The 716-nt window shown below is 48.5% G+C and carries 1 protein-coding gene; it reads left to right on the forward strand.

Annotated elements, in window-relative coordinates:
• A partial coding sequence (pgaC, locus tag DK430_RS13090) for a poly-beta-1,6-N-acetyl-D-glucosamine synthase (protein WP_109079480.1) occupies positions 1 to 716 on the forward strand: 716 nt, incomplete at both ends.

Consider the following 716-nt stretch of genomic DNA (forward strand, 5'->3'; position numbering starts at 1 on the left):
CTCATGGTGCCTTGTTATAACGAGGGCGATAATCTCGACGAATCCATACCGCACTTATTGCAGCTGAGATACCCGAATTACGAGCTCATTTTTATTAATGACGGCAGTAAAGACAACACCGGTGAAATCATTGACCGCTGGGCGGCAAAAGAACCGAAAATTACGGCATTACACCAAGAAAACCAAGGCAAAGCCAGCGCATTGAATCACGGCTTGACCGTTGCTAAAGGCAAATATGTCGCCTGTATCGACGGCGATGCCGTGCTGGATTACTACGCCTTGGATTACATGGTACAAGCCCTAGAGAAAGACCCGAAATATGCCGCTACTACAGGCAACCCACGCGTGCGTAACCGCAGCACCATTTTAGGGCGTTTACAGGTGTCAGAATTCAGCTCCATCATCGGTTTGATTAAACGTGCTCAAGGTTTAATGGGGACGATTTTCACGGTGTCAGGCGTATGCTGTTTATTCCGTAAAGATGTGATGGATGAAATCGGCGGTTGGAGCACCAACATGATCACCGAAGACATCGACATCAGTTGGAAAATCCAAATTGCCGGTTACAACATCATGTACGAACCGCGTGCCCTTTGTTGGGTGCTGATGCCGGAAAGCATGAAAGGACTTTACAAACAACGTTTACGTTGGGCGCAGGGTGGCGCGGAAACCATCATGAAATATTTCCCACAGGTCTGGCATTGGCGCAATCGTCG

Origin of the sequence: Aggregatibacter kilianii, from assembly GCF_003129965.1 — a bacterium.
Lineage (GTDB): Bacteria > Pseudomonadota > Gammaproteobacteria > Enterobacterales > Pasteurellaceae > Aggregatibacter > Aggregatibacter kilianii_A.